This window comes from Halorussus salinus, from assembly GCF_004765815.2.
GTDB lineage: Archaea > Halobacteriota > Halobacteria > Halobacteriales > Haladaptataceae > Halorussus > Halorussus salinus.
In genome coordinates this window covers 56,606-78,841 of the sequence record NZ_SBIS02000013.1, presented here as the reverse complement: position 1 = coordinate 78,841, position 22,236 = coordinate 56,606, and the positions used below count along the sequence as shown (strand labels likewise).

At 56.7% G+C, this 22,236-nt stretch carries 28 protein-coding genes and 2 pseudogenes; 23 read left to right on the top strand and 7 right to left on the bottom strand.

All coding sequences use genetic code 11. The features are described 5' to 3' along the window. The first annotated feature begins 15 nt into the window (after window positions 1–15). Together EPL00_RS22290 and EPL00_RS22285 are read left to right on the top strand one after the other, a co-directional pair. Window positions 16–741, top strand: a complete 726-nt coding sequence (locus EPL00_RS22290; protein ID WP_135855137.1) for a DUF7504 family protein — start codon at window positions 16–18, stop codon at window positions 739–741. Between the two features lie 54 nt (window positions 742–795). Then, the gene (locus EPL00_RS22285) at window positions 796–2,871 is read left to right on the top strand and encodes a hypothetical protein (protein ID WP_135855136.1); all 2,076 of its coding nucleotides are present in this window, start codon (window positions 796–798) and stop codon (window positions 2,869–2,871) included. 2 nt (window positions 2,872–2,873) lie between these two features. Here EPL00_RS22285 and EPL00_RS24330 read toward each other — a convergent pair whose 3' ends face one another. Further along, entirely contained in the window at window positions 2,874–2,996 is a 123-nt protein-coding gene (locus EPL00_RS24330) for a DUF7503 family protein (RefSeq protein WP_449405138.1), read from the bottom strand. Window positions 2,997–3,784: 788 nt separating this feature from the next. Here EPL00_RS24330 and EPL00_RS22280 point away from each other — a divergent pair. The 4 genes from EPL00_RS22280 to EPL00_RS22265 all read left to right on the top strand — a co-directional run bounded on the left by EPL00_RS22280 (window position 3,785) and on the right by EPL00_RS22265 (window position 7,295). Next, window positions 3,785–4,681: a DNA-binding protein gene (locus EPL00_RS22280; RefSeq protein ID WP_135855135.1), complete on the top strand. Its 897-nt coding sequence runs from the start codon at window positions 3,785–3,787 to the stop codon at window positions 4,679–4,681. 342 nt (window positions 4,682–5,023) lie between these two features. After that, window positions 5,024–5,536, top strand: coding sequence for a winged helix-turn-helix domain-containing protein (locus EPL00_RS22275; RefSeq protein WP_135855134.1), 513 nt, complete (start codon window positions 5,024–5,026; stop codon window positions 5,534–5,536). Then, entirely contained in the window at window positions 5,533–5,985 is a 453-nt protein-coding gene (locus EPL00_RS22270; protein WP_135855133.1) for a hypothetical protein, read from the top strand. Before EPL00_RS22275 ends, EPL00_RS22270 begins: the two co-directional genes overlap by 4 nt. Window positions 5,986–6,365: 380 nt before the next feature. Beyond that, window positions 6,366–7,295 carry a transcription initiation factor IIB gene (locus EPL00_RS22265; RefSeq protein WP_135855132.1) on the top strand — a complete coding sequence of 310 codons (930 nt, stop codon included), beginning with the start codon at window positions 6,366–6,368 and terminating at the stop codon, window positions 7,293–7,295. Between the two features lie 115 nt (window positions 7,296–7,410). On the opposite strand, the gene EPL00_RS22260 is transcribed toward EPL00_RS22265, so the two are convergent. Beyond that, window positions 7,411–7,725, bottom strand: a complete 315-nt coding sequence (locus EPL00_RS22260) for a hypothetical protein (RefSeq protein ID WP_135855131.1) — start codon at window positions 7,723–7,725, stop codon at window positions 7,411–7,413. Between the two features lie 178 nt (window positions 7,726–7,903). On the opposite strand from EPL00_RS22260, the gene EPL00_RS22255 reads away from it, so the two are divergent. The 16 genes and pseudogenes from EPL00_RS22255 to EPL00_RS22185 form a co-directional block, all read left to right on the top strand. Further along, complete coding sequence (locus tag EPL00_RS22255) at window positions 7,904–8,794, top strand: biosurfactant protein 1 (protein WP_135855130.1); 891 nt, start codon at window positions 7,904–7,906, stop codon at window positions 8,792–8,794. A gap of 192 nt (window positions 8,795–8,986) precedes the next feature. Then, window positions 8,987–9,478 carry a hypothetical protein gene (locus tag EPL00_RS22250; RefSeq protein WP_135855129.1) on the top strand — a complete coding sequence of 164 codons (492 nt, stop codon included), beginning with the start codon at window positions 8,987–8,989 and terminating at the stop codon, window positions 9,476–9,478. 200 nt (window positions 9,479–9,678) lie between these two features. Then, window positions 9,679–10,617 (top strand): MarR family transcriptional regulator, encoded by a 939-nt coding sequence (locus EPL00_RS22245; RefSeq protein ID WP_135855128.1) that lies wholly within the window; start codon window positions 9,679–9,681, stop codon window positions 10,615–10,617. Continuing rightward, window positions 10,614–11,474: a DUF6036 family nucleotidyltransferase gene (locus tag EPL00_RS22240; protein ID WP_135855127.1), complete on the top strand. Its 861-nt coding sequence runs from the start codon at window positions 10,614–10,616 to the stop codon at window positions 11,472–11,474. Before EPL00_RS22245 ends, EPL00_RS22240 begins: the two co-directional genes overlap by 4 nt. A gap of 82 nt (window positions 11,475–11,556) precedes the next feature. Then, window positions 11,557–11,958, top strand: a complete 402-nt coding sequence (locus EPL00_RS22235) for a DUF6166 domain-containing protein (protein ID WP_135855126.1) — start codon at window positions 11,557–11,559, stop codon at window positions 11,956–11,958. A gap of 22 nt (window positions 11,959–11,980) precedes the next feature. Beyond that, window positions 11,981–12,250 carry a DUF7389 domain-containing protein gene (locus EPL00_RS22230; protein WP_135855125.1) on the top strand — a complete coding sequence of 90 codons (270 nt, stop codon included), beginning with the start codon at window positions 11,981–11,983 and terminating at the stop codon, window positions 12,248–12,250. 112 nt (window positions 12,251–12,362) lie between these two features. Continuing rightward, entirely contained in the window at window positions 12,363–12,752 is a 390-nt protein-coding gene (locus EPL00_RS22225; RefSeq protein WP_135855124.1) for a hypothetical protein, read from the top strand. Window positions 12,753–12,816: 64 nt separating this feature from the next. After that, window positions 12,817–13,098 (top strand): DUF7557 family protein, encoded by a 282-nt coding sequence (locus EPL00_RS22220; protein ID WP_394352087.1) that lies wholly within the window; start codon window positions 12,817–12,819, stop codon window positions 13,096–13,098. A gap of 19 nt (window positions 13,099–13,117) precedes the next feature. Further along, window positions 13,118–13,576 carry a type VII toxin-antitoxin system MntA family adenylyltransferase antitoxin gene (gene mntA, locus EPL00_RS22215; protein WP_238398286.1) on the top strand — a complete coding sequence of 153 codons (459 nt, stop codon included), beginning with the start codon at window positions 13,118–13,120 and terminating at the stop codon, window positions 13,574–13,576. Further along, window positions 13,577–14,002: a type VII toxin-antitoxin system HepT family RNase toxin gene (gene hepT, locus EPL00_RS22210; RefSeq protein ID WP_135855123.1), complete on the top strand. Its 426-nt coding sequence runs from the start codon at window positions 13,577–13,579 to the stop codon at window positions 14,000–14,002. 176 nt (window positions 14,003–14,178) lie between these two features. After that, window positions 14,179–14,625 (top strand): SWIM zinc finger family protein, encoded by a 447-nt coding sequence (locus EPL00_RS22205; RefSeq protein WP_135855122.1) that lies wholly within the window; start codon window positions 14,179–14,181, stop codon window positions 14,623–14,625. Between the two features lie 78 nt (window positions 14,626–14,703). Beyond that, entirely contained in the window at window positions 14,704–15,141 is a 438-nt protein-coding gene (locus EPL00_RS22200; RefSeq protein WP_135855121.1) for a hypothetical protein, read from the top strand. 121 nt (window positions 15,142–15,262) lie between these two features. Beyond that, a complete protein-coding gene (locus EPL00_RS23915) occupies window positions 15,263–15,478 on the top strand; it encodes a hypothetical protein (RefSeq protein WP_135855120.1) in 216 nt (71 codons plus the stop codon). A gap of 56 nt (window positions 15,479–15,534) precedes the next feature. After that, window positions 15,535–15,834: a hypothetical protein gene (locus tag EPL00_RS22195; protein ID WP_135855119.1), complete on the top strand. Its 300-nt coding sequence runs from the start codon at window positions 15,535–15,537 to the stop codon at window positions 15,832–15,834. Window positions 15,835–15,948: 114 nt separating this feature from the next. Continuing rightward, window positions 15,949–16,950, top strand: a complete 1,002-nt coding sequence (locus EPL00_RS22190; protein ID WP_135855118.1) for a DUF6610 family protein — start codon at window positions 15,949–15,951, stop codon at window positions 16,948–16,950. An 83-nt stretch (window positions 16,951–17,033) separates the two neighbouring features. Further along, window positions 17,034–17,837, top strand: a pseudogene (locus tag EPL00_RS22185) (DUF955 domain-containing protein); the annotation flags it as partial. 3 nt (window positions 17,838–17,840) lie between these two features. Here the strand turns inward: EPL00_RS22185 and EPL00_RS24225 are convergent. Both EPL00_RS24225 and EPL00_RS22175 read right to left on the bottom strand, forming a co-directional pair. After that, window positions 17,841–18,359, bottom strand: a pseudogene (locus EPL00_RS24225) (DUF6036 family nucleotidyltransferase); the annotation flags it as partial. Beyond that, window positions 18,356–19,279: a MarR family transcriptional regulator gene (locus EPL00_RS22175; protein WP_135855117.1), complete on the bottom strand. Its 924-nt coding sequence runs from the start codon at window positions 19,277–19,279 to the stop codon at window positions 18,356–18,358. The pseudogene EPL00_RS24225 and the gene EPL00_RS22175, both read right to left, overlap by 4 nt. Before the next feature lie 142 nt (window positions 19,280–19,421). On the opposite strand from EPL00_RS22175, the gene EPL00_RS22170 reads away from it, so the two are divergent. Then, window positions 19,422–19,745: a hypothetical protein gene (locus EPL00_RS22170; RefSeq protein ID WP_135855116.1), complete on the top strand. Its 324-nt coding sequence runs from the start codon at window positions 19,422–19,424 to the stop codon at window positions 19,743–19,745. Between the two features lie 146 nt (window positions 19,746–19,891). On the opposite strand, the gene EPL00_RS22165 is transcribed toward EPL00_RS22170, so the two are convergent. The 3 genes from EPL00_RS22165 to EPL00_RS22155 form a co-directional block, all read right to left on the bottom strand. Further along, complete coding sequence (locus EPL00_RS22165; protein WP_135855115.1) at window positions 19,892–20,086, bottom strand: hypothetical protein; 195 nt, start codon at window positions 20,084–20,086, stop codon at window positions 19,892–19,894. A gap of 129 nt (window positions 20,087–20,215) precedes the next feature. Continuing rightward, entirely contained in the window at window positions 20,216–20,545 is a 330-nt protein-coding gene (locus tag EPL00_RS22160; RefSeq protein ID WP_135855114.1) for a hypothetical protein, read from the bottom strand. A 410-nt stretch (window positions 20,546–20,955) separates the two neighbouring features. Further along, window positions 20,956–22,125: a DUF1616 domain-containing protein gene (locus EPL00_RS22155; protein ID WP_135855113.1), complete on the bottom strand. Its 1,170-nt coding sequence runs from the start codon at window positions 22,123–22,125 to the stop codon at window positions 20,956–20,958. Between the last annotated feature and the right edge of the window lie 111 nt (window positions 22,126–22,236).

The following is a 22,236-nucleotide window of genomic DNA, read 5'->3' as shown; positions in this document are numbered from 1 at the left end:
CATACTAGGCAATAGATGTCTGTAGGGAATCACAAACGGGTCTGCTTCCGCGGCGGGTCAGTAGAGGACGAAGAATACGATCTCCACGAAATGCAGGCCAAACTCAAGGAACTCAAACAGGCTGGAAGTACACTCCTCGTCACAGGAACCGTCGGTGAACGAACTGCCGCCTACGCGAGCAGCAATCTCTTCGGCGGCCCAGAGGCTTCACCGCCCCGAAAACGAGTCCTCGCTCTCACCGATGGCTCACGGGCACAGACCAGAGCACATTTCCAAGGGACGGGAGTACAAACGAAGTCTCAAAACTGGGTTATCGACCTCCAAGAACAAGAGCGAAGTATTCCGGCAACTGCAAGCCCAAATCTCCCGGCGCTCGAACGAGAGCCGAACTCACTGACTGCACTCCAAGCAGAACTGCAAAAGGCGATCGATTGGTTCGCCCGTGGCGGCCTCGAACCAGCCGAACTCCGCGTCGGAATCGATTCGCTAAGCTATCTCCTCGACGAGTACAGCCTCGTCGAAGTTGAACGACTCGTCGCAAGCATCAGTGCCAGCGTCAAAGTCGATAACGGGATGTCGCACTTCATCTATCAACGGGACCCGGACGAGAACCGCGAGACCATCGAAAAGCTGATGGCTTACTGCGATGCTGAAATTCAACTCCGAAAGCGGAACGGAAATCCTGCGGAACAACGGTGGCGGATTCCTGACGTTGGAACGACTGGCTGGACGCGCCTGTAACCAAATCGCCCCTCCCCCGACACCCAGAGAATGGAACCACGAATCACGACATCGATGGACCGACCCGGCATCACTATCTTCGACCCGATCGAGCAAGCCCAGTTTGCACTCTACACCCCGACCGCGGTTGATCCGACGACCGCTGACGTCGACATCTTTCCCGCTCCCGTCTCTACTGCCGTCCGCATCGAAACCACCGGCATCGACGTTCCCTCGCTGTCAAACATCTACGTCCGCTCTCCTGCCGGAGGCTTGATTACGGAGACCAGTGGACAGACCGACCAGTCACTCCCCCACAACGAGTACGTCCTCGAACTCACGACAGCGCCGGTCAAACTCTACCTTCGAGTTGAGAGCACTCTCGACATCGAGTACAATGAGGCAACCGTTCGGATAGGTTTTGGACCGCACCCTGTGACCGTCCATGTCGGGACGCGGTCGTTCCACGAACATCCTGCGGGGACGATTACGGTACCAGACGACCCGCGAAACGTGATGAAGGCGGTTTCGCTGTTCGGCTCGGCCTTGAAAGACCTCTCTCCTGAGCGGTCGTTCCCGACGTTACGTGGTCATCCGCCCTTGATCGAGCGAGGAAGTTCATTCGATGCGCCGACCGGTATCGAACGGCCAGAGACGGGGGTCAGTATCGAATTGCCGCCCGAATACGAGTACGTCTACCCGGCTACGTCACTGGCTTACTACCTTGGTGCAGACGTACGACCAGCGAGTACGCCGCGACTCGTGATCGAGAACGGATTCGAGTATACACTCGATGGACCACTCGGCTACGAGGAGAATGTCCGTCGGACACTCCAACAGGTGTTCTTCCTTGATTGTCTAACCCGGACGGAAGGACTGTACGATGTCGATCTCCACGAGCGAAATCAAGTCGAGCCACTCGTCGACCTTGACTTCGAGGCGCTCTACGACCAGTCACTCGCGGCCCAACTCGAAACGTATCTGTCTGTGCCATTCTCGATACTAGAACCGCACCTCCCGCAATGGTCGGTGACGATGGACATCATACCTGACCCAGAGCATGTTTCGATGCTTCCCTTTGCGGCCACACAACTCGCGGTCGTCCGCAGTCCGACGCCAGACAGGCAGGAACCCGCGCCAGCACCCGACATGATCACCGAGTTTACCCGTGGGGATAAGACAGCCAATGAGGCAGAGGTGCTAACGAGGTCTGCCCATCAGTTGCAGGATCTCTCTGACGACGAAATTTTCACGCCCGAATCGACGGAGTCGATCAGGCATACGTGGGTCGGCGAAGGCTATCCACTCGGCGCGAACAAGGCGACGACCGAGGCTTACAAACGCCAACTCGACCAAGGAGGACCCGAGCAGTCCTCGATTACGATCCATGTCGTGTGTAACGACGAACAGATGGAGTCCGAAGACGTCGTTGAAGAGTTCTACGGCGTTCGTGAACTTCTCGAATTCGACGTTACTGTCCACTACGGACTAAACACCGAGGAGTTACAGGAACTCCTAACGACATCGGCTGACCTCTTCCATTTCATCGGTCATGTCGATGCGAAGGGCCTTCGCTGCCCAGACGGTCATCTCGACGCGCGATTACTTGACGAGGTGCAAGTAAAGGCATTCGTCCTGAACGCCTGCCGGTCGTACGCTCAAGGACAAGCGCTCGTCGAGTCCGGAAGCCTCGGTGGCGTCGTGACTCTGTCGGAGATCACGAACAGTACGGGGACGCGAGTGGGCTGTGCATTAGCGAAAGCTCTCAACCGAGGATTCCCGTTACAGGCGGCAGTTGATCTGGTCCAACGGACCGTCGGTGGCTACTCGTACATGACGATTGGCGATGGAGGCTTGACCCTCGTACAATCTGAGAGCAGCTGTTGCTATCTTTCGGAGGTGGAACAAATGAAGGACGGTTGGTCCGTCGATTTCACAACCATTCAGATACCGACGTTCAATATGGGGCCATTGTTCGATCCGGTGCTTGGAGATCAATCAACTCAGTATATCGCATCTGGTCTTCTGGATACCTTCTCTGTTACTGATGACGAACTTGAACATCACTTCGATCTCGAGAGTCACCCCGTTATCTTCGATAATGACCTCTACTGGAGTAACGAAATTACTGCTAGCGACCTTCGAAAATAGGTTTACGGTCCTGCGGTGTGGGCTCCACCTCCGGCACTTACCTGTCCTACCGCTTCAAGCGCAAGAAGGCCAGCGGTGAAGAGGATGCCCATCATTCGAGGGTGTTTGCTAAAGTACTCCGCCATCGTTGCATTTGGTGCCTCTGACATAGTTCCACCAAATCATCCAACCCCATTCAAGTTGAAATTATCTATTTTCATTGAATAGTTTGGTTATAAGTACATTGGCCGGAGAGTATTAAGGTTGGTCAGTCGATTAGTCGACAGGATACGTACAGAATACAGCTATCCACCGAGGCGAAGTACGCGTAGCTTGCTGAAAGCCCTCGGCCGCTCGGCATCCCGCGACCACGACTGCGCTCCTCGTACCTGCGGTGCTTGCAGGGTCGGGGGACGACCGAGACGGCCTCGCCCTTTCTGAGTCCACCAGGACGGTGGTTGGCTCGCCGAGCGATGTGGCCGACAAGACAGGTGGCTCTCAACGGCCCGCCCCGCTCGCCGCTTACCGGCTTTCGGTGAGCAAGCTCACCGACGTCTCGTTCGCTTCGCTCACGAGACCGCCGCGTCGCTCGCGACCGACCATTCCGGGCGTGCGGGCGCTCTCCGCACTGCGAGCGCCCGGTCCGGGCTAAAGTGAATCTGGTCTCGACGCCAGCGGGTATCCGCCGGGGGTTGCGCGCCGTCGGTGCTCACCCCGCGACGCATACTCCGCTGGACGCTCGCGGCGGCCGAGACGGCGCGCGGTGCTGGCTGATTCACTTTCTCGGGTGCGCTCTCGCTCGCGCCCCAAGGGGGCGCGCGAAGGCGCGAGCGAGAGCGCAGATGGGTCTGTTGGTTATGGTTGTCGAGGAAATCCGCGATGTAGTAGCATCGCGGTGTCGGGCGCGTGAGCGCCTTCAGGTCTAGTGAGACCAATGTCTAGTAACAACGCAAGCGGCAAGGTCGTTTCGGTCGATGCACAGGCACTTGAACAGGCGGACGAAGCAGAAGTCGATGCGGATGGCTTCGAGGTTGTTGAGGATATACCCGAACTTAGAGCGACGGTCGAGCAGGAAATCCAAGCGAAGGTGGATGCAAACCACCCGAACGGAATCAAGGAGACGAACAAAGAGCGAATTCAGGGTACGACACTCGAACAAGAGGAGCGCATTCGGGCGCGAGAAGCCGAACTGGAGCGAATTAGTGTCCGTGCCAAAGTCAGTAAGCAGGATGGTCGGGCAGAGCGGGCGCGAGACATTGCGGCAAAGCGGAGCAAAGAGCGGCGTCGGGAGTTCCAGAAGCGGGCGGCGAGCGTGACTCCAATGGCGGACCCGGACCGGCCGGATCCACGCGAGGAGCTATCCCAAGACGAGCTAGCGAGCGTGAACGAGCAGACGAAGCGATTGAGCGAGAAGTTGGATGGGTGGACGAGAGCGGCGATTAGTCGGCGATTGGCCGAGCGCGTGGTCGAAGGGGCAAGCATGATGAGTGCGGTCGTCGGCGTTCACGAAGAATTACAGACGGCGTCGGGGCACGTGATTCCTATCGACAAACTCGAGGAGGTCAATCGCAAGGAGGTGAGCATCTCCGGGCGTGTCGAGACATTGTGGGAACCATCGCATCCGAGTATAGCGCAAGTCGGGCTCATCGAAGACGAAAGCGGGCGAGTCCGAGTTACGATCTGGAAAAACTCGCGAGCGCCGTGGATGGAGGAAGGCGAGCAAGTGTGCATTCGTGGAGCGGCCCGGAACTGGTACGAAGGACGCGTCTCCCTCGCCGTGACTGGGTGGAGCACCATGTTCTTCCCTGAGCGCGGTCGCTGGTGGGAATAGCCCGAATACGCCCCTTTTTTGCTGGTGTGGTGCGGTCACCGCCACCTCCCACCACCTCCACGGTCCGGGCCGCTCACGACCCACGTGCTGTTCGCGGCCGGGCTTTCGCCACAGCAGTTCTGCCGTTGTCCCACCGCGACGTGTTTATTTTGCCCTTGATTGGTGAGGGCCGCTTCGAGAAACCGATGCACGGAGCCCCTCGTGCGTATCATGGTAACGAGCGAAATCTACGGAGATCAAGGCGAGTGCCACGGGGCTTGACCCCGAGGCAGTTACTAAGCACTATTGAAAAGAATAGTTTTCTCAGGAAATTATTTGGCTCTGTAGTGCGTAGCACCAACTATGACCGAGACATGGGATGACATCAACGAACAGGTTAAAGCGGACTGGAAAAACGACACCACGCCATTCGAGCGGGTGTACGAGATCATCGAACAAACCCACGACGGGCAATCGGCAGCGGAGATTGCCGGCCGGGCTCTCGTAAGCGAGCCGACTGCGCGTCGGCACTGCAAGACGCTCGTGAACACTGGATTCGCCGAAACGGACCACGACAACCAAACAACGCTGTATCGGCGTAACAGCGACCGGATTCTGATGTCCCGGATCCGCGAGCTCCGTGACGAAGCCAATCGAACCGAGTTGCTCGAGGGCATCAAGGACATGAAAGCCGAGATCCGGGACTACGAGGATCGCTACGACGTGGTGTCACCCGAGGAACTCGCCCAGAAACTCGACGCCGACGAGACAGACGGGTGGAACGACCTCACCGCGTGGAAGACTACTCGGCAGAATCTCGCCGTCGCCCAAGCAGCACTCGCCTACGGTGAAGCCAGCCACCACCTCACCGCATGAGCGACCACGACCGAGCCGGTGAGTTTGGACCAATTTATCTCCCGGCGCTCCAGCGGATTCGTGACCTCTGGCTCGAACTCGAACCGCTCGTCGAAGCGACGTCGTACGATGATGTCGTCGCACCCACGGAACTGCAGATCAGTCTCACCGACGGGCTCGGAGACGCCGACACTGCGCGAATCGACATCCAATGGAGCGAACTGGGGATGTATTCGTTTCATTACGTCGATGCCGCGGACGTTAACTGGCGATTTGATCGCCATCCGAATACACACTCACCCGAAATCCACTTTCATCCCCCGCCCGATGCCACTACGACGGCAGCCGAACCATCCTGTATCGACGTAACCGAGGTATCCCTTGTGACTCGTGCTGTCCATGCAATGTGGCGAGTAGCGTACGATAACGATGACGTCAACCAACTGAATAGGGCATCAAATCCGCCGTAACGGGACGGATTCGCTGAATGCAGGCGCTAAGCCCCGTTCTCACCAAGCAACGCAGGGCGAAGCCCGAGTAGCGTTAACGAGAGCTTCGCTCTCGTTCGTACATCAGAACGCTTCGCGTTCTGAGGACACAGTAGGGCGGGGATACAGCGTCATCAGAAATCATAGATTTCTGATTGGCAGTCAGATTCCCCCGGAATCTGACGACGCCCGTCATCATCTGTTCGTACACTGTTCTGTTGCAGGCCACAGGTCCACGTGCTGTTCGCGGCCGGGCTTTCGCCACAGCAATTCTGCCGTTGTCCCGCCACGACGTGTTTATTTTGCCCTCATCGGTGAGGGCCGCTTCGAGATAGCGATTCACGGAGACCCTCGTGAGTATCATGGCAACGAGCGATATCTACGAGACGGCGTTCGACGAGGACGTACAGAACGACACAACGAACCAATGTCCGGAGTGTGATGGACGGGTGGCCACGAACGTCGCAGAGACCGTCTGTGAGGAGTGTGGACTCGTACTCGAAGACGAACGTATCGACCACGGGCCGGAGTGGCGGTCGTTCAGTGACGACGAGCAGAACCGAGAGCGTACAGGTGCGCCACTAACGGCCACTCGTCACGACCGCGGCCTCTCGACGGAAATCGGACGTGGGACCGACGCGAACGGAAATCAGCTCTCCGGGCGAAAGCGCCGACAACTCGGTCGACTCCGCCGGGAACAGTCCCGCGGACGATTCCAGTCGAAAGCCGAGCGCAATCTCGCGCATGGCCTCGGTGAGGTCCGCCGGATCAGTAGCGCGCTCGACCTCGCTGAAACCATTTGTGACCAAGCATGTCGGCTCTTCCGGAGCGCCCAGAATGAAGACCTGCTTCGGGGCCAGTCAATCGAGGCGATGGCGGCGGCGAGCGTCCACGGCGCGTGTCGATGTAACGGCCTCTCGCGAACATTCGATGATGTTACTGAGCCAGCGCGCGTTGGGCAGGTCCGAGTGAGGGCTGCGTATCAGACGCTGAATACGGAACTCGGCCTTCCGGCAAAACCCGTGAGGCCGAGTGGATTCATTCCGCAGTTAGCCTCGAAACTCGACATCCCCGAACGGATCCGGCATCGTGCCCGGCAGTTAGCAGACCAGGCAGAATCAGCAGGCGTTACTGCAGGCGTGGATCCGACAGGATTCGCCGCCGCGTGCTTGTACAAAGCAGGCTGTGACGCAGGGCGCTTGATGATCCAATCAGACGTCGCACGGGCCGCGAATGTCTCAACAGTGACCATCCGCACCCACCGGGATACATTGAACGAACTCGCTATGTAAATGCGTGTACTCTACCGATTTTGATGTCAAAAGTGGGTATTAGCGATTTCATTGCTCTGTAGTCTGTCTCTCCTCCGGGAGTTGCTTGATACGTAGTGCAGACGGCTCGTTTTACTTATGCAGATGCAGAGGCCGTTAGGCGGGGTGTGATCGCTGATACTCCATCGACGAGTAATGCCATCCCAGCCACTAGTATCGAGGGAAGAAACAGTATAAATCCTGTTCCAAAGAGCAAGAAACCGGATATAACGCCAACTAAAGAAAGACCATATACAAGCCCACCGAGGCCGAGATACGCGAGGAGAAGTACACTACTGATGAATATCAGGTTTGACTCACCTCCGCCTAGTTCAAGCAGGTGGGACAGTCTGTATGTGAGTCCAATCACGGTGAGGATCGTAAGTCCACGAACTGCCTTCTCAAGGGCCATACAACGATTTAGATATGAGTGACAATTAGTGTTGTTCTGGTAACTGTTTTGGCTGAGTCGCGGGACGGTTATACGGGTAACTTCGAATCAAGAGACTCTATTAATTGCTACTGATGGACAGTTTGACTAGAGGGCCACTACTTAAATTAGAAGACGAAACAAGCCATGTCACTACTCAATGACTAGGCGGGACTCAGACCACGAAGAACTTCGGCCGCTCGGCGAAGCAACGCATGTTCCCGACGACAAACTCTCCAACAATAGTGACGAAGGATCCAATCAAAAACAAACCGACGCAATTGACGCAGAGTATCCCAACAACACAACAGCAACAGAGAGCGAGTGTTCCTCCTGTGGAGCATCAATCCCTGCGAGTCGGACCAAATGTCGGTTCTGTCTGGTGAACCACCTCGATAGCACCGAGGAGGAACAGTCGAGGTCCGATACCGAGTGGACACTGCTTCACGTTGTTCATTTCGTCGTGGAAGCATCGACGTTCGACAGCGCCGTCGCGAAGGGGACTGCAGCCGCGGGCCTCCTCGTGAAGGCCGACAGAGACTCCGCGGTCGACGACTGCCAACCAATCTCCGAGTTCGACGAAGAGCCTGCATCACAACTTGCCGGCAAGTGGCCTTCGCTTCCTGAAGCAGTACGGGTTAGGTCCGACTCAGGCAGACAGCTACTCAAGACTGCCCGTGAACTGACGGAGTGGCAGGACACGACGCAACCGCGTCACGACGGTAAACATACGACGTTCCTCTACGACGAAAGCGGACGTGGCGTTCGCGACGAAAGTCGTCTTATGACGCTTCTTGAGAACGCAGACGGCGTGTGGCTGGTCCCCGCGATTGCACTCCAGCAATCTATCGGGGAGACCAAGGCTGACAGCCAGCAACGCGGGCGACCAAACAGGAGGCACCTCGAGTGTCGTGAGTGCGACCGCGATACGAGGCACCGATTCCTCGACTTCGAGACTGTCCCTGACGACAAGTGGAGTGACCAACCAATGTGGGAGTGCCACGTCTGCAGTACGTCCCGATACGGGCCAGAACCCAAAGCAGACCAGTAAACGGGAGGACAATCTTAACCAACAGACGAGTACGTATTTCGGCATTTGTTGGTTAACTACAGTCCCACTCACCACTCCTTCCCGGTTGGACGATGTCGGTCCGTGGTTTTTCTGCGCCGGCGATGAGTGCCGGCGCACCAAGCAGTAGCACGGCGTGTAGTCGCGTGCGTCGGCAGACCGAAGTGAGAACCAATGCATACGGTAATTTACTCGCTAGTAGAGGCATCGACACGAGACGAAGCACTTGCGACTGGAAAGACAGTGTTCGACCGACTCGTCGGAGCCAGCCCACACGCAGATGCTGTATTCGATTATTACGTGACGTTTGACGAGTCGGGCACGTCAGTCGCTGGGAAGGCCCGGTGGGGCGACCTACCAGTAGCAGTTCCTGTAGAATCCGACGATGGTCAGGAATTGCTGGAACGTGGGTGGGAGGCGACGAAGAACGAGTTCAAGCGGAATCTCGACCCCGTCCGGGACGCACTTGAGGAACTGAGCGACGAGGAGATCATGCGCGACAAAGGGCTTGCCCGGCATGCGTTCCATCAAGTCGGCGCGTACAGTGGTCCCACTATCTTCCTGTACGACGAACATGGCAGTGGTATTCGGCATCGAGACCAGTTTGACCGCATCCTCGACGAGGGCGAGAATCTCTGGATTGTCCCCGCTGACGTTCACTACTGAGCGCCCGAGTTAGCCAGGGAACGTGACGGAGTGACCGCGGTGAGTTTTTCGTTCTCCCTGAGGGGTGCATGAAGCCCGAGTTACTGTGGAGCAACCAACGAATCGATATTCGAGTAGTGGCGGCTAAAACGAACCCCGAAATCAGCATTTGTAAACTGAAGCCGAAGACTCTTATATACTGGTTTAGTATCTCTTACCAGATGATGGGGGAAGCGCCTCTTCGAGTCCTCGACGCATTGACCGAGGACCGATCGATTACAGCCCTTCACGAGCAAACGGGCTATAGCATGGGCCGCGTCCACGAAGTGGTCGAAGAGCTAGAGCAGAACGGCCTCGTCGTGACCAAACGCGGAAATCGCAATCGAAGAGTGGTTTCAGCCACCGAAACAGCCGTCTTCCGCGCCTACCGGCGACTCCAAAGCCAACACTCACATATCGATTTCCCGGAACTTCTCTCTCGACGCACCCTCCACGTCTGCTGGTTTCTGGACCAACCCCGGAAAGTGAGCGAGATTGCAGACCGACTTCCGATAACACGCCAGCGGGTCTACCAACTCCTTGCACCACTGCAAGAGCGTGCAATGCTTACCAAAGACGGAACCCAGTACAAGATTGCAGACGACCTCACGGACCTTGTTGAATTCGCTCGGGCGTTCGTCGACCACGAACACGCACACCGAGTGCGAAAATACGCCCCGAGTGCGGTCGTTCTGTGGAGTACCCCCGCAGAAGCACTTGTGTCCGTCGAATCGAAACAGGACCGACAACAGCTCGTGGATACGGATGTCTGGGCAGTATCAGGGCTTGCACGGTACGAAGAGTACGGCCTCACATTCTTTGGCGCGAACCAACCGCCGGTCTTCTACTCCGAACTCGACACCGAGATTACCGTCGAACAACTCGTCTGTCACACCCTCGTCGCCAAGACCGACAGTCGGCGGACGAGTTACGCACTCCTCCTACTCACGACGACCGCATTTGATGAAGACCGATTACGCGCAGCTGCAACGGAGTACGGCTTAACTGGACTCATTGAAGATATGCTTTCGTTCCTCCATGGTGAACCTACCAGCTCCGAGTATATCCCGAGTGTACGGGATTTCGAGGCACTCAAGCAACAATACGAGGTGACATCATGAGTCCGTTTAGTGGCCGTGAGGCGATTACCGAATTCCTCCAAGATGTAGATGACCAGCTTGACCAGAGCGTCGAGGTCTATCTTGTCGGCGGCAGTGCGATGACTGCACACCAGCTGAAAGATCAGACAAAAGATATTGACCTCGTGCTCGGCGTTTCCGCAGAATTCGAACTCGTTCGAGATGCTCTCCTCGATATGGGGTTTGTCGTTGAGAATGAGCCGACCGCGGAGTTCGAGGGTGTTGGACGGACATTAGAGTTGGCTGGTGAGACGGGTGTTCAGGTGGATTTGTTTGAGGAGCAGATCGTCGGGAAGCTTCGGCTTTCGACGGAGATGCGCGAACGCGCAGAGCGAATATACGGAGGAGAGTCAGTTGCTGGTTTCACGCTTTCAAAAGAGGATATGTTCCTCCTGAAAGGCGTTGCAGGTCGTGGATACGATCCGGAGGATATGCTCGCGCTTGTGCGGTCTGGCCTACAGTTTAGCGTTGTCCGAGAAGAGCTTGAGGCACAACTCCCGGTCAATACAGGGACTGTCGAGGCTCACCAACTGTACAGCTACTCTCATCCCCTTATGACGTTTGAGCAGACAATTACGCGATTCGATGGGCTTCCCTCGGGGTTCATCGACCGAGTCGAAGCACTCGCAGACCGTGCCTTCACCGAGCGTGCCGTCATCGAACACCTCCAAACGAGCTCTCTGGAAATCGAGGTTCTGTGCCGGGAAGTTACAGACAATGACAGCTCCATCGACCGGCCAGAAACTGTCCGGAAAGCGGTCACCAATTTAGCTGAAAAGGGAGTTGTCGAGCGAGATGGCTCGGACGTCTCGCTAGCCGAGGAGATTTCACTTCCCTGAATTACAGGCCAGAAGCGACCGCGGTGAGTTTTTCACCCCCTGAGGGGTGCGGGGGTCTCGAAGTAGTCCCTCGAATCGAATCATGAGTGGAACAACCGACTCGCAATCACTCGAACAGACACGGCCAAACCAGAAACAGGATATCGTCTACGTCGGCTACCGGCGACGCGGACGCGCTGTCGTAGAAAAACAACCCGGTCAAGAGCGGGTGACACCAGAGCCGAGTCTCGAACTGGCGAACCACAGTCCCTCGGGCTTCAGCTGGGGATACAGTGGAAGTGGCCCGTCGCAACTTGCGCTTGCGCTTCTGCTGGACTATACCGACGATGAAGATGTCGCGATAGCCCACTACACTAGGTTCAAAAACCGGGGCGTGAGCCAGTTGGACTGCTCACATCCTGAAGGGTACTGGCAGCCCACCGGCACCGACATCGAAAACACCCTTCGTGAACTGTCCGACCAAGCCGTCGCACCGTCTAACTGAACACCAGTAATACAGCCACATCATGTCAGAACACAACTCGTCTTCCCGTACAACGACCGAATCGAAAGCGACCAATGACGAATCATCACCGACGGAGTACGTCGAGCGGAGCGACGTCGGTGTCTCACTCACTGTGAAACTCAAGCGTGGAACCGGTACACGGGATGAAGACCAGATCAAGGCGAAGGTGAAAGCGAAAACGCTCAAAGACGCTCGTGACGATATGAACGCACTTCGAGCGTACATTCGTGACCTTGCCGAGGACACCCGTCAGATTCAACCGGCGGAATAAGACGAACAAAAACCGGATGAAGCGAGAATTCGGGACTCGAATAGAAACGACATCCGGGGCGATTTTTCGACCCCAGAAAGGGTGCGGGGATAGCATTCCCTGCCCGAGAGACATGGCAACACTCCAAGCAGCAACAACGTCGAACGGCGTCACTGTCACAGATGCACAGGCAGTTCGAGAACTCTGCGAATCATACTATCTCAAGATGCTCGAATGGGAGGTTGACGACAACGACCGACTCTCGATTTGGGGCTACGACGCATTCGAAGTCTACGGGCGTCGAGAAAACGGCCTGCCCGACTACGAAGCAGGACAGCGGACCCACGAGTTCCTTCGAGCACTCGCAACGCACGTCAAGGAGGGCGACGAACTCGATATTCAAACGGCCGGATTCACCAAGTGTCGGTTCCCGGTGCTTGCCTCTCGATACGTCGTCCGGCATGGCGATGTCCTGCGAGCAGACCTTCAGACTCTTGAGCCAGTTGAGGATCAAACGGTGTGACGCGTCTTACCGGAATAAACGCGTCACTGAACCCGGTCCCAGAGAGTGCCAGCGGAGTGATTTCGTGGGTGACCCAAATACCGATTCAACTTCGGCGGCAATGTCGTCGACAAGGATGTCGCGCCACGTTCAGCTTGATGACGACCTCTACGAGCGCATCAAAGCAAATAGACAGGAAGGAGAGTCGTTTAGTGAGACTATCGAGCGCCTCATCGACAACCGTTCGCTCCGTGACCTTCAGGATGTCTTCGACAGCGAGCAAGTGGGTGAGATGCGGGACGCGATCAAGATACCAGAGGAAGAAGATACTGCCGCGGTCCGTGAACTCGGCAAGCGCTTCGACTAATCGGCAACACAACTATATTATGCGGGACGATGAACACGTACGTATGGTGCATACAGACGACTCCGCGGTCGAACGCGTCGAGCTCGACCGACTGCGGTCGTATCTCGACCAACAGCGAGTCGTCTTTGCGATTCTCTTCGGCTCGCACGCACGCGGAACCGCTGGCCCAGACTCAGACGTGGACATCGCACTCCGTTTCCCGGAGACATTGGACGCTCGGGAACGATTCCGACTGCGAAACCAAATCGATGCGGACCTCCAGCAGTATGCCGAGGAGTTTGTGGACGTAAGCGATATCGAGCAACTCCCGACTGCCGTCGCACACGCCGCTCTCCAAGACGGTCTCCTGCTAACTGGCGACGAACAGGCCGTCGAAACCTATCACGAGCAAATCAAAGACGAGTACGAGTCAACGGTCGACGAGCGGAAACGCCAACAGCGTGAATTCATCGACCGATTAGCAAGCGGAGACGCATAGATGGTCAACGAAGACGTGTTCGTTGACAAACTCCGCCACATCAACCAGTACATCGAGGACCTCGAACAGATGCGAGGTCTCTCAAAGGCCGAGTATGTGGACGATATGGTGACCCAGCGAGCAGTCGAGCGGACGTTGATGAACCTTATTCAGGCGTGTATCGACCTTGCTCAGCACGTTCGGTCGACAGAGAATCTCTCCCCGAGCGGAACCGCCAAACAGGAGATACAGGCACTTGGGGAAGCAGACATCATCTCGAACGAGACGCAGGCGAAACTCGAAGAAGCAGTCGGGTTTCGAAATATTCTCGCGCACAGATACGGCGACGTCGATCACGACGTTGTGTACGACGTACTCCACGATGACTTGCAGTGGTTCAATCGCTTCCAACAGGAACTCGCTCAGTGGTTCCAACAACTCGATTGAACAAGGACCCACCAGGATACAGATAATAAACAGTTCTCGTCCATAAAGAGAGTCGCTCCATGCGTTTCACAACGAGATAGATACGTCGCTTCGATGGACGAGTTAGAGCCGGTCGGTTAGTTTTTCTGCCCCTGACGGGTGCGGGGCACTCGACTTCTCGGTGCCTCACGACCACGATGACGACACCACTTGCAAGACTCAAGACGACGAGTAGAGTGAGGAAACGCGCCCAGTACGAAGCCCTCGAGTTCGAACTTCGAGATGGCGATGTGCGTGTGCGGAATGGGAGCTACGCCGATCCGGAGAATCACGAATACACCGTCCGCATCGAGGACGACCTGCCGACCGCGTGTACGTGCCCGGCAGACGCAAAATACAGCGGGGCGTGCAAACACCGCGTCGCTGTTGCGCTCCGCCAACCCATTCTCGACGCCGTCCGCCACCACCAACTCCTCGCCGACGGTGGCGAAACTGTCCAGCCCTCAAACCACCCTCCCGACCACGAGGAGAACTCTGGAGAACAACCGGAGACAGACGAACCAGACTGTGACTGTGCGGACCTCTCCAGCGATTTTCCGTGTTGGGAGTGCTACCGAACTGGCCGACGTGACCTCCCCGAATAGCACTCTGCACGTTGAGACGACCTCGCTCCGTTCTGCCACGCTGTATCGAAGTACAATCAACAGCAGATTCCGAACTCTATGACTTCCCCCGAAAACACCAATGACGACGCTTCGCTCGCACGACTAACCATCGCAGTTACGAACACCAACCTTCCAGAAGACGAAGCCGAACAGCAGGCCCTCAGTGAATCACTCGAGGCGGCTGTTGGAACTGTCCTCAACGAAACGCTCGGTAACTCCACGGTAGACATCAGGGCTATTCTCGGGAACACGTACACCTCGGTCAGTCCCATCTGTCCAGCGTGCGATAGCGCGCTCACGCTCAACGGTATCCATCTCGGCGAGGGTGCAAATGCGTACGCGGTCGCTCGATGTTCGGCCGACTGTGGCTGGACCGGTGACGGCGTGTTCAAACTCGTCGATCTCGATAGAAACGTCGGCGATCACTCCGAAAGCGAGGTCCTCGCTGGAGAGATTCGGCCGGAGCGCCAGCGGTACACCGACCGCGACTGCTAGTTCGGTCGCGCTCTTTCATCCGCACCTCGAAACACGTCTCATGTAGTCTTCCGGCGTAGAGTCCAAAAATCGCTCTCGGTTGTTTTTTCGTCGCCTCCGACAGGAGCGGAGGCGACAACAAGTGAGCAATGTCAGAGACGGCGAATCGAATGGACTCTCACCAGAACAACGACTTGAGCCGCGAAACATCCGGCTCATCGATCCAAGCATTGCGGCGATAGACGACATGGACACCCTCCGTGCCTGTGTCGCCTACGAAAACACCCACCAGAATCGCATCCAAATCCTCCGACGGCTCAAACGACGTGCAGAAGAAATTCGCGCAGAGCAGGCGTAACGCTCCGTCTCTCGGAGAGTTTTTTCAAGCCTCTGGCGGGTGGAGGCTCGAAGAACATGAGTAATCAACCAGAAATCGAGATTCGGCACCAGACCGCGTTTGGAGACGACGGCCGACTTGAAGTCGTCGAAGAAAACGTCGAGACATCCCTCGAAGATTTCGGCGCTGAGGTCGACCACCGTGAGCGTGATTCCAAACTGGACCAGCCGGAGGCAGACCAGTTCGGCGTTGACGACCGGCCCGAAGTAGCGCGCTCAGCCGAGAGTGACCAAGCGACCCTATTCGCCGATACTGCCGACGACCAACGGACGCTTACAGGCGAGGATGCGGCCACTCGGTGTCTCTTCGAGGATTAACCAACAATAGGGAACGAGCTACGGACATTGTTGGTTAACGTTGGCGTCTGCGACTGGTTTTTCTGCCCCTGAGGGGTGCGGGGCGACCACTCCCCGTCTTCGAGGTAATTCGAGATGGCGCTCTCAGCACGTCCGACTAGTCGCATCGCAACCGAAATTACAACTGCCCGGCAGGCCGACCACGTAGCGTTCCTTCACCGCGTTCCCTTCGCGCTTGATGCATTCCGACTCGGTTTTCTCACGGGCTTTCGCGAAGACTGTACCTACCAACAGCACCAGTACACAGACTTGGAACTACCAGTCGGAATGCTCGACAACGATTTTCGCAATCCCGACCTCAATCGATACGTCGAGCGCTTTTTCGAGTACGAACCGCAAGTCGGTGTAATCGGTGACGCCTACGACATTGACGAGGTCGATGAATACGTTACTGCCGCGCGCGAAATCCAGGGAAGTTACCCGGATGCAGACCTCGTGATCGTCCCGAAGTGCCGTGCCGCGATTCGCGCAGTCCCCGATGATCTCGTCGTCGGGTACTCCCGCGGCTACGCCGATCGACTTGCCCACGAATTCTCTGACCCCGTAGATTGGCGTGGCCGTCGCGTCCACATTCTCGGTGGAAGCCCGCCCAAGCAACTCAGCGTAATCGACCAGCTTACTCGCCCGACGCTAACGGGCGACCCACCGGCCGATATCGTCGGCCTCGACTGGAACGGTATCCATCGCGGGGCGCAGTTCGGCGAGTTCTGGACGCCCGACGGGTGGGACGACAGCGGTCGCGACGCCGACCATGTGACGATTCGCAAGACGGTGCGCCACGGCCTCGCCCGGATTCGTGAGTTCTGGCAGACAAAGGGCGTCTGGCCCGAGTCGACACCCCAGGAGGACGGGCGAGAAATCGCGTATCAGGGTCCGTCACCGGGCGATATCGAGAGCGCGGCGTGTACCGAATGTGGCACAAACGTGTGGACGACCGAGCGCGGTCCATACGTCGCTGAGTACGACACGGGGGACATCTGTGGCTACTGCAGCTACGACTGCTACTTCACCCACCGCCATCGGAACAAGCTTGAGGAACTTGCCGGTGAGCAGAGCGTCTACCTCCCACCGGCGTGACGCCACGAGTGTTTTTTGCGCCCCGAGGGGTGCGGCGCGTCCTACTCCGACGCAGTCGCCGTGAACGCGATTTACTGAAAATCATGACTACGACCAGTGACTCGTCGGTCTCGTTCGAGGAGACCGACGCCCGACGCGACGAAATGCACAGTACCATCGAAGCATGGATCAACGACCTCGTTGACCACGTTGACGATGCGCAGGCCAGCGAGGAGTTCCAAGACTGGCTGGACGTCCAGAGTCGCTTCCACGACTATTCCCATCGGAACACGCTCCTCATCAAGCACCAGTATCCAGAGGCGACGAAGGTCGCAGGTTACAACACGTGGCGGAACGAGTTCAACCGGCACGTCCAGGAAGGCGAACAGGCCATCTGGATCTGGGCCCCAATCATCACCAAGCGCTGTCCCGAGTGCGAGAATTCGCCTAGCTACCACGAGCAAATCGGCTGTGAGTACGACGAGACATCGCCGGACGAGTGGTCGAAAGGGCTTGTCGGCTTCAAGCCAACGGCAGTCTTCGATGTGTCCCAGACCGAAGGTGAACCCCTCCCCGAGCTGGAGACCGAGGCGACTGGCGACGTCGACGACCTTGTGCCCGCACTCAAGAATGCAGCCGCTGATATCGGCGTGATAGTTCGTATCGTCGATGCTGACGAGTGGGCGCATGGCGACGCAAAGGGTGTCTGTAAATATCGGAGTAAGCGTGATCTCCAACCAGTCGTCGAGGCGAAAGCCCGCTCGAATCAGGCCGATCTCGTTGTCACGCTGATTCACGAGTACGCCCACGCACTCCTCCACTCAGACATCACCGACGAAACCGAGCGGGCGAAACGCGAGGTCGAAGCGGAGGCCGTCGCGTACATCGTCGGTCGGTACTGCGGGTTGGTCGATCTGCGCTTCAAGTTCCATCCGGACGACGTCGTAGTCCAAGCCAATTTGCACGAGCATATTCATGTCCTCAATGTCGTCGTCGCGGCCCGCGATCAGTTTGAACAGGAAGATATCCTCGTTGCTGACCAAGCGAACAGTCAATCGGTTCGTCGTGAGGAACGGCTCGCTACGCTCGCGCATCCCCTCAGTCAACACGAGCTTGTTCGCCACCTGCTGGTTGAAGATATCGAGACGGCATCCATCGTCGTTCTCGACGCAACTCGTCGCGCCTAACTCCCGATAGTCAGAATTGAGTGATTGGACCTCTGAATATCCGAGATCCATCAGGACGGCCCACAACTGGCCGTACGCGTCACCATCAGTGACGACGAGGTCGATATCCTTCGTCGCCCCTTTGAGATCGCGGAGCGACATCGCGCCACCACCAATCAGATAGACTGATAGCGGATTCGACAGCTCGTCTGCAATCTGCTGGAATTCGTTCTCGATGTAGTCGCGTCCGAATGTTGGTCTCATTGTAGTGGCACCTCGTAGTCAGCCGCCAACTCTTGGAACTCGGACCACTTGGGAAGGGAGTCGTCCTCGACATCACCGTGTGTCTCGAGATACCGGAGCAAGGCGTCGATTTCGTCTTCCAACCCGTACTTCGTCGCTTTATCTCGAAGGTCACCCTCGCCGACGTCAATGCGACTGAGCAGGAGTAAGCAGTACGAGCGGTGACGAGTGTCGTCGTCAATCAGCAACGTGTGACAGCACAGCTCCGCTGGCGAGACTGCGTCAAGATCCTCGGAGTAGAGGTAGTAGCGGTGGCCGGTCAGCAGGAACTGGAGGTCGAAGGCCGCGAAGTGAGCGAGGCCAGTTTCGTGAAACCCCTCTACGTCGATTTCCGTCTCCGTTTGCGCGAGAAATTCGTCGTAGTCTTCCCAGAGGAGTGTCCCGTTTGGAGCAACTGATTCGAGGCGCTGCCGGTGGAGATGGTGGGCAAGTTCACGTGCGAAGTCGTGAAGTCGCCCGAAGTCTCCGTTGAAACAGTAGCACCCGTCGTCCGTGCCGACGAGTCCACGGTCCCGTAACCGTTTGAGAACACGATTAACAGTGTTGCGGTAGTTCCCGCTTTGCTCGGCAATCTCGGCGACGGTTCGTGGCTGGTCAAGATAGTAAAGCACCTCAAGAGTTTTGCCCGTCAACAGTTCGGGAAACTCGATGTGGGAGTGCTGGCGCACGAAATCTTGGTAGAGTTCGACCGCCCGAGCATCCGAAGGAATGACCTGTTTTTCGCGGCCGTTGCGCTTCGTGTAGACTAAGCCTTTCTCGGCGAGGCCCGCGACGGCACGCGAGAGATAACTCTTACTGTGGTCAAGATCCGTCGCGAGGTCGGAGATCGTGTCGCCGCGTTCGACGGTGGCGAGGACCTCCAGTTCGATGCTCTGCAACACGGTGTAACATAATACGAAACTAGTATATAAAATGGTTTCGAGTAATGTTACAATCGGCGGGGATTGACGAGTCGCAAGATCTTCTTAACCAACAAAATTACGGTACTGGCACCCTATGTTGGTTAATATGGGTTGAACCTCCATGTCCTACGAGCCACCGACACCCCCAGCCGAACTCCCCACCGACATCGTCGATACCCTCAACGGTTCTTCGCCCGAGCTTCTTCGTCACGTCGCCAGTTATACCGAGGACCTTGCTGAATATCGTGAGCGTGCAGCTCGTCTTGCTGAGAAAGAGGGAGAAGACGAAATCGAAGAACGACCGGACGATCTCCCAGATGGGGTCCCGTCGAAGGCGACGATCACGATCAAAGAGATTAACGACAATCGGTACTACTACTGGCAGTGGCGGGATGGAGAGAAGATACGTTCTCAGTACAAGGGTCCAGTTGAGTCGGAGAACTAGTCTTCGTTTAGGTTAGTAGAATTAGAAGACGGTGCTTTACTGGAAATACTGGTGTGGTGATTGGCAATAAGGTCTCGTTGACATCCTCCCCGTCCTAAAGGGCGAGGATTCCCCGAAGGAGCCATTATTACACCCGAAGGAGAGGATTATCGAAGTCGCTGTTCGATTTCCTCGGCAGTTTCCTGTGGTAAGTCGTTGAGTCGCTGGTGGAGTTCCGCCAGTTCGTCTATCTCTTCGTGGAGGCAGTTTTCCCGAAGGTATGTACTCCATGTCCTGGAGCCTTTGTCGTCGCGGAGATCCTCGAAGAGTTCGCGTGGAATCTTGATATTCGCTCGTTCCATAGAGTGTATCCCAATAGGAAGCACACCCGCTTAGCTGTTATCCCAATTGTATCCCACGAGCCCGAACATAGCAAACCGCAAATAGGTGGTCGAGTGAGAGAAGTCGTCCACGATCGGCGTCGTAGGATGTCAGGATTCGCTAGTTCCGTCACTGATGGAGATGTTCTGGAGTCGTACTCCGACATCGGTGACCGTCACCGTAACTGCGCCAATCCGATGTGTCTGTCCCTGGAACGTGACGGTGAAGCCGTCAGTCGATAGTGACGTCTCTTCAATCGTGTAGGATGCCTCGTCGATGGATTTGGTTGGCAGGTTCGTTCCCTCGATGTGTGTATCCTTGACTGAGACTATGAGGTCACTGATTGTGATGTGTCGGTTTCCAGTTTCGAGATTGGCTTCGTCGGTTGTTGCCGGTGTGCTGACTGGGTGGGCGAGCGCGCCTGCTGTCGCCACGTTCACTATGAGTACTCCGAGTATCGCGATAGCGCTAATCTGTCTCATGCTGGTACTGCCGGATGGGCCATCATCCTGGGGGCGGATAATCCAGATGGATTGTTTAGACTGTTGCTCTACGTTTAAGGAGTTTCCTCTGCCGGGCGTACAGTTAGGATACCCCAATCGGGGTTGTTGGACTTAGCCTTGCTGGTGTGGCTCATTGGTCGTAACGGAATGACCACAGGTCTTGCAGAGGTTGGCCTGCCAGGGGACGGTCTGACGTATGGGCTGCTCTTCCCCACAATAGGAACAGTAGGCCTCCATCACACGAGTAGGACACCGTAATTTGTATAATAGTTAATCAAAGCTGTCTGGTAGCATAACGGTTAGAAAAAGACACAACATCCAGAAATCAGACACATATTGTTAAAATACTAACCTGAGACACGGGCGGTTAGCAAACGACTGGGTGTCCTCGAGGAACTATCCACATCACTTAGACGCCGCTGAGCCGTCGGTTGTGCGGCCGTCACGTTCACCCAAAGATGCAGCTCTCGATATGCATTCTCAACCGTCGGCTGGGCCGGGGCCGAATCCCGATACAAGAGGAATGTAAGCCGCATGCGTTGGCCCTCCATCGGCGGCGTCACGTTGAGTTGCTGGCGCCAAGTTCCGTTCGCTGGCACCGACGCTTGCAGTCGCTGGAGTTCACGTTCAGCTTGGACACGGGTTGTGTTGTTCGTTGTTTGCACCTGTTGCAGTTCGACCACCACCGTGTAGTCCATCTGGCGGTGTTCGTGATTGCCAATCCCCACGTGAAGGGGTTTGGACTCACCGACGGTGAACTCTGTCGGGTAGTTATCAGCGACAAGCTCGCCGGTTTCGTTTTCGGTCAACACATAAAACTCCGTGAACGACTCGCCCTGTTTGGGCACCGCCACAGCGTAAGTCACGCTCGCCGCTGCAAGCAGGACACTCGCTACAAGAAGAACGTTCAACACCAGGTCAGTCCGGGTATCCGGTTCGATGAGCTCAGTTCGTGCAGTCGCCAGCCACTCATTGTATGGGACGCGAAAACGGCCTTCAGCGGGTAACTGCAACCGGCGGCGGGCTGCAATAGCAGTCGCCAACAATGTGAACCCACTGACGGTGATGATGATCGGGACGAGGCGAATTCCCCACGGTGTGAAATTCAGGATGAGCCCAAGCAGTGGGACGATCGCGATACTGGTACCAAACGAGAGTGCTACTCGTTCAATACCGTCAATACTCCCCCGATCTTGGATTGCTGCGAGTGAGAGTCGGCTGGCATCACCCACATCGTCCTCTTTCTCTTCTGCTTGGTTATCGGATGCGCTCTCGGCCGCTGTGGGTGTGGCTGCCTCGGGGAACAGCGCCGCAATAAATGCATACCCTGGCACAAACAGAACGAAGGGTAGACCAACCACGATTCGGAGTGGCGTCTGGTTGAGTCCTGGCGTTAGCACGGCCAGCACGGTGAGCAGGACGGTCCCAACGACAGCAGCGAGGTCTGCCGGTAAGTGTGCGACCGACCGTGGGAGGAGAACCTGCCGTAGGCGGGCACGGTCGGGGTCTGGGGCCATGGGCGTGACGTTTCACCACCGACTGTAAAAATCACTCGGTTGCAACATCCGGGCGGGACTAACATGCAAGGCGGAAAGACCAACTCGTCAACTCTACCACTAGTGGTATTG